Raw genomic sequence first — 6,639 nt, forward strand, 5'->3', positions numbered from 1 at the left:
TCGTACTCTCTACTGCGAAAGATCGTCGACATTTAGCCGCGCAAAAACCTCCCCAACGGGTTCCGCTGACGGATACATTGCGCGCCGGGGTCCGCTCGAGATACAGAACGCTCTATGCTCCTTCATCTAACTCCCGGTGACACCAAGACGACCCACGGAAAAGCGGCCCGAGCAGCGATGTCGCCGCTGCTGCGTTCGAGCATAACCTCAGCGCAGATTCAGGAAACAACTTGCTGGCGTGTCTGGCAACGCGGCGGCGCAAGTGCCACCGGAAAGCAAATGGCTCGCTGATGCGGGCCATTTTTTCACCGTTCAACCAAGCAGCAAAGCAATGACAGCGGTCGAATGTTCGACGCCTGCTTGCCCTTCGTGCCGATCTTGGCCATTCGATACTTGCGAAAGCAGTCGTTCGCGGAGGGTCGGTTTGGTTCCAGCCCGAGCGGCTCTCTTGACCGTTTCTTTGACTAGTGTGGTCAACAGGCAAGGGGCCGGTATGTGGGCAACGCGGACATGAGTGCGAGAATCGAGTTCGCTTCAAGGCAAAACGAAGTCATGTTTTAATGGTCTACTTCAACCGCTAAGGACATCAAAAAAATGGGCGTCCGGCCTTCTTCTCTTCCTATAATAGGTTGAACGAAGCGCGAGACAGCGCGAACTTTGGCCCGCATACCACCTCCCGTACGGAACGGGAAATGCGGTGCGCCGACATGTCGCGACGAGAGGCAACCGTTCCACACGCGAGACGCAAGTCCTACTAATCGCTATTTGACGAAGTCATTGGTGGTCCCGTGAAAAAACGCCTCCGTTCAATCTTCTGGGTTGAATCCGCTCTAGCTTCCATTAGCGCCTTCCTGGCAGTACTGACGCTCGCATGGCCCGACTGGATCGAAGGTCTGTCCGGATTCGATCCCGATCAGCACAACGGCTCTGTCGAGTGGGGCGTGGTCATTGCCCTAGTTGTGGCGACGGCAATTTTCGCTGCTCTGGCCCGGCGAGAATGGTACCGCGCGCCACAGGGGTCCATCTGACCCGTTCGTCGGCATTCTGAGGTCGGCGCAATTTGTCACCTCACCTTTCGCGTGGCGGAACTGCCACAAAGACAATCCCTCGGCTTCTGAATGACCCGATAGTCAGCCTCCCTGCTTCCTTGCGAAAGCTCGTGTATCGGCTGTGTGCAATCTACCGAAAGGATGGTGACCATGGCAAACATCCAAGTCACGCACGACTCCAACGCGAATAACGCGCGCAGCGAGTCGAACATTGCGATCAATCCGAACAACCCGTTGCAGATCGTGGCGTCGTCGAAGAAATTCGCAAACATCCAAACGTACAATTTCACACTGGCAACCGAGTATTCGATCGACGGCGGCCAGTCGTGGCAAGAATCCACTCCCCTCGCCACGCCCGGCTTTACGGTAATGACTGATCCCACCCTCGCGTGGGACGACAGCGGCAATGTCTTCCTGGTGGGGCTCGGCGGCACGCTTGGTACAACGCCTCCGGTCTTCCACACCACCGGCATCGTCATGTACAAGTCCACCGACGGTGGCAAAACCTGGAGCGCGCCATATCCCATCCCCGGAACCACGAACGCCGACAAGCAATGGGCCGCGGGCGACAGTAATGCCGCGAGCCCTTATCATGGCAACGTCTATGCGGTCTGGGACAACGTGGAACCGCCGCTCGGCATGGCCTTCGCGCGCACTCAGGATCACGGTGCGACCTGGGTTGGCGCGCAGGGGGCGTCAGCCGGGTCGCTCATCAGTACAGGCACCGTTTATCCGGAAATTGATGTCTCGGCGAACGGCTTCGTCTACGTCGTCTCGCTCGGCAGCGACGAGATTCAGATGCTCGTTTCGTCAGATGGAGGCGACACCTTTCAGCCATCAGCAACACCGCCGGCGACCGGCATCACCACGATCCAGGCCGTGCTCCCCCCTAATGATTCGACCTTCACCGTCTTTCCAGGTGGCACCTTCCGTGTTCTCACTGATCCGACCGCCTGCTCGGCCGGTCCCATGGTCCTAGTCGCCTGGGCTGACTATCGCGAGGGCATTTCGCGTATTTACTACGCGCGGTCGAACGACGCCGGCGCCACCTGGGTGACTGGTGCGTCGGGACAGCCGCTTCTTAAGCAATCGATACCGTCGAACTTTCAGCACTTCCATCCCCAAATCGTGATGGATCCCAACGGCGTAGTCGCATGCACGTTTTATGAATTCGGCCCGAAGCCGTCAACGTATCTCATCGACGTGATCATTTCTCAGTCGTTTGACCATGGGGCAACGTTTAACTACTTCATCGTGACGGATCAACCTTGGGACCCGTCATTAGACGCCCCCTTGGCGGAGGCCTATCCCGACACAACGTTCATAGGTGACTATTTCGGACTCGACGCTAGCGCTCTCGGGTTCTATCCCCTCTGGACAGATACACGGACTGGAATCCAGGAACTTTGGACTGCTGTTCTCCCCGAAAAGGGGTGCGAATTCATCATCGAGCAGAGCACCATCGGCCAGAATGAGGTCGATGCGCTGCGCAAGACACACGGCCCTGACGCGATCATTACCGACGCTTTCCGTGTGGTCGTTGATGGATTCACGGCGATGCAACTGGGGGCAACCGGTCCGGCTTCAACCCTCCCTGTCGCCTCACCTACCGCGGGGATGAACGTCGCCTGCACCCGGAATTCGTCTGCCACGGGTGCCTACGGTCCTCAACCGCAGCGATTCACGTTTTTCTATAGCCTCGACTTCGGCTCCGATACCACCGATCCGGCCTTCGCGTTCAATGGCGCGACCGAATTTCTTACTCTCAACGTTACTGTTGCCGGTGTCTCTGCCGCCGGGCAGATCGAGTTGATCAAACAACCCGATCCATATCTTCTGCACGGCGATCCCCCGTGGCTGAGTATCGATCTGCGCGTCTTCGTCATGCGTCCGGGCGACATCAAGTTTGGTGTAACGATGGGCGCAGACGCCTCGACGGCCAACGGCTTCATCCAGCAGGTCATGAAGGCGCTTACCAAGGGCAACGGAACCGCGAACGCGCAGTCTTTCGACGATCAAAATGTGCTCTCACCAGACGAGGAGGCTTCTTCGCTCTACCTGAGCCCGACCGACGGCAGCGGTACCCCGGTTTTCAATTTCGCGCTCGCCCGGGTGCGATACATTGGACTGATCGACGCAGCCAACGTGCGCGTATTCTTCCGACTGTTCGCTGCACAGTCGACGACCAGCATTTACGACTACCCGCCCGGCGAGCAGTACCGCCGTGCCACCAATGCCGCCGGACAGCCCATACCGCTTGCTGGGGTCATTGAGAGCGAATATGTCACGATCCCGTGCTTTGCGCTTCCCCGAGTCGACACGACGGTCGTCGCGATGGATACGCAGACAGATTCCCGCACCGATAATACCGGTTACGTGCTCGGGAACGTTCAGACCATCACAGCCCATGCTGATGGTTCTGAAGTGGACACATTCTTCGGTTGCTGGCTCGACATCAATCAGCCTCGCAAGGCCGACGGGTCCCTGAACAACGTCCTGCCGATGAAAGCCGTAGCACCGCTCGACGGTCCTTTTACCGATCCAGGCAACCCGCCCCAAACGGTCGGGCAGGCGATGATCAGGAACCTTCATCAGTGCCTGGTCGCCGAAATCGCTTTCGACCCGGCGACCATCCCTCTCGGTACAGATCCATCTAACTGGGACAAGCTTGCGCAGCGTAATCTCGCGTGGAGTCCCGTCGGCTCGGCACAGGCAGTCACGACTTTCGAGATTCATCCGACCGCCGTCGGCCTACCCGTCCAACAGCGGCCAGACGAACTCATGATCGACTGGGGAACGACACCGCCTGGAAGCGTTGCCTCCATCTACCTTCCAGCGGTGAGCGCTGACACCGTCCTTTCGATGGCCTCACGGATGTACACCTACCATGGCCTGACGCGTGTCGATGACCACACTTTGCAGTGCAAGACCGGCGGCGTCACTTACGTGCCCGTCCCTCCGGGCACAGGTTCGAATTATGCCGGGCTCCTCTCAATCACGCCCCCCCTCTCCCTGCGCCGCGGCCGGATCCACACGGCAGTCGTACGCCAGGTGACGAACGCTTTTGGCGACATCCGCCAGCCCGCAACGAGAGGGGGCAAACGCGCCCAGCGAGCATCCGCTGCGTCCACGCCCTATGCGCGATGGAGAAAGGTGATCGGCGCATTCCAACTCAACATTCCGGTGAGCCAGAAAAACGCGCTGTTACTGCCAGAAGAGCGGCAACTATCGGTGCTGCGCTGGGTCGGCGAAGCGATCCCCACCACGAGCCGCTGGTATCCCGTCTTTCAGCGCTACCTCGAGGTGATAGCCGGTCGCGTTCGAACCTTCGGCGGCGATCCTACGAAAATATTGCCTTCGCCGCTCGGCAACGGCGTGCCTGGCTGCCCCGGCTATCCGGGTCATCCGGGTCATCCGGGTCATCCGGGTCATCCGGATCATCCGGGTCATCCGGATCATCCGGGTCATCCGGATCATCCGGGTCGGCCGAGCCCCGCCGGCCACGAGCGTGAATCATTTACCGGGAAGATCGACGGAATCATTTACGATCATTTCGGTGATTTTGAAGCGTTCATTCTGGAGACCTACGAGGGCGTCCGCCATCGGTTCGACAGCCACGAATTGCGTGTGTGTTCAATCGTGCAACGCGCCTGGATGTCGCGCATCGTGACTACCGTCATCCTGCAGCGTGACAATCCGGAGCGCCTATTCGAAATCATCCTGCACGGAGTGCCGCCGCATGAAACATAGCCTGCATTTCCACTGCATCGGTTCCGTCACCTGTTCCCCCTGGGGCAACCTGGCGCATGCATCGATCTCGATGACCAGCCAGTACCTGGATGCGGACGACGACGATCGGCATCGTGCAAGAAAGCCCGGACTGAGGCTCGACTGGTAGCGAGAGGACAGTTGATCCAAGGTCTGCATAAGCAGGTCTGTGACCGGTAGGCTACGAGCAGTCACTGTCGAGCGCACGGAATGCCTCAAGGCGACCCGAAACCGTCGTATGCTCCGCGCGGTGAACGGTCGCTGTTCAACTGATTGCAGACGCTAAAAACGCCTCTTCTTGCGGACCTCATCGAACGGCACAAGTACGATAAGAGCCTTTATTTCGATACTAATTGAAATATCGAATCGATAGACGTATCGTTAGGTTTATTGACTCCAATCTCGTTGTACGCGCCCTGAGCGCGCTCGCCCATGAATCGCGCCTCGCGATCTTCCGCATGCTGGTCGTCGCCGGGCCGGACGGCATGGCTGCTGGTGAAATCGCGAAGCAACTCGGCCTATCCCCCTCAAGCCTGTCATTTCACCTCAAGGATCTGTCGCATGCAGACCTGATGAAGCCACGGCAAGAAAGCCGCTTCATCATCTACACCGGGAATTTTGACGCGATGACAGGCCTGATCGGCTTCCTGACGGAGAACTGCTGCGCCGGCGCGACCTGTGCCGCGAGCGATCTTCCCAACTGCTGCGGAGATACACCATGAAGCGCATGCACATCCATGTCGCGGTCGAAGATCTCAACGACAGCATTCGGTTCTACAGCGCCATGTTCGGCAACAAGGAACCCACGGTTCTCAAGAGCGGTTACTGCAAATGGGAGCTGACCGATCCGGCTGTCAATTTCGCGATTTCGCAGCGCGGCGCGAAACCGGGCGTCGATCACATCGGCATCCAGGTTGAAACCGACGCGGAACTGCAGGAGATGAATGCGCGCTTCATTGCGGCGAAGCTGCCGGTACAGGAGCAGACGGAGACAACCTGCTGTTACGCCAGGTCGGACAAGGCGTGGACGATCGACCCGCAGGGCGTCGCGTGGGAGACGTTCAGAACCTCGAAGCTGCACCGGTCTACGGTGAGTCCCACGATCGAACGCAAGCACAAGCGCAATCAACGGCCGCCTGCTGCTCGCCTGCTGAATCCATTGTGACGATCCGGAGCGGCACGTGAGCGATAAACCTTAATCGATTCTGATTCTCCGTACGGGGAATAGCTCGCGCAGCATCATGGCCGAGGCGCTGTTCAACGTCTTGGGAAAAGGGAAATTCCGGGCGTACAGCGCCGGCAGTCATCCCTCAGGCGCGGTCAATCCGTTTGCCATTGAACGTTGTGAAGCGCTTGGCTACGAAACATCTGGACTGCGTAGCAAAAGTTGAGATGAGTTCGCAACGCCTGATGCTCCACACATGGATTTTGTGATCACGGTCTGCGACCGGGCCGCGGGCGAAGTCTGCCCGATCTGGCCGGGCAAACCGATGACGGCGCATTGGGGGTTTGAAGATCCGGCCGCGTTCGAGGGCAGCGATGAAGACAAGCGCAGGGTATTCACCAAGGTATATCGACAAATCATGAGCCGCGTGAGCCAGTTCGTGAACCTGCCGCTCCATGTGCTTGACAGCAATGCGATTCAGCATGAAATGCGCGCGATCGGTGAAAGGCCTGCAGAGGAATCAGATGAGCAGCACTGACACGGCGGTTGCCGGCGCACGACCGGCGATCGGATTTTTCGAGCGCTACCTGACAGTCTGGGTCGCCCTTTGCATCGTGGGCGGCATTCTGCTCGGGCAGGTGCTTCCCGAGCTCTTTC

4 protein-coding genes and 3 pseudogenes are annotated in these 6,639 nt (G+C 58.7%); all 7 read left to right on the plus strand.

What is annotated here, in order from left to right:
* Positions 1-788: 788 nt before the first annotated feature.
* Positions 789-1,028 (plus strand): hypothetical protein, encoded by a 240-nt coding sequence (locus AWB69_RS46720; protein ID WP_197500487.1) that lies wholly within the window; start codon positions 789-791, stop codon positions 1,026-1,028.
* A 255-nt stretch (positions 1,029-1,283) separates the two neighbouring features.
* On the plus strand, positions 1,284-4,799 hold the full coding sequence (locus AWB69_RS48465; protein ID WP_197500488.1) for a sialidase family protein: 3,516 nt from the start codon (positions 1,284-1,286) through the stop codon (positions 4,797-4,799).
* On the plus strand, positions 4,789-4,947 hold the full coding sequence (locus AWB69_RS48470; protein WP_156529209.1) for a hypothetical protein: 159 nt from the start codon (positions 4,789-4,791) through the stop codon (positions 4,945-4,947). The genes AWB69_RS48465 and AWB69_RS48470 overlap by 11 nt, the downstream gene beginning before the upstream one ends.
* Before the next feature lie 259 nt (positions 4,948-5,206).
* A complete protein-coding gene (locus tag AWB69_RS44510; RefSeq protein WP_062093127.1) occupies positions 5,207-5,539 on the plus strand; it encodes an ArsR/SmtB family transcription factor in 333 nt (110 codons plus the stop codon).
* Positions 5,536-6,002: pseudogene (locus tag AWB69_RS44515) on the plus strand (ArsI/CadI family heavy metal resistance metalloenzyme). Before AWB69_RS44510 ends, AWB69_RS44515 begins: the two are co-directional and overlap by 4 nt.
* A gap of 17 nt (positions 6,003-6,019) precedes the next feature.
* Positions 6,020-6,520: pseudogene (locus tag AWB69_RS44520) on the plus strand (arsenate reductase ArsC).
* Positions 6,507-6,639 (plus strand): annotated as a pseudogene (locus AWB69_RS48475) (arsenical-resistance protein); the annotation flags it as partial. The pseudogenes AWB69_RS44520 and AWB69_RS48475, both read left to right, overlap by 14 nt.

The organism is Caballeronia udeis, from assembly GCF_001544555.2.
In the GTDB taxonomy this organism is placed as follows: Bacteria; Pseudomonadota; Gammaproteobacteria; order Burkholderiales; family Burkholderiaceae; genus Caballeronia; species Caballeronia udeis.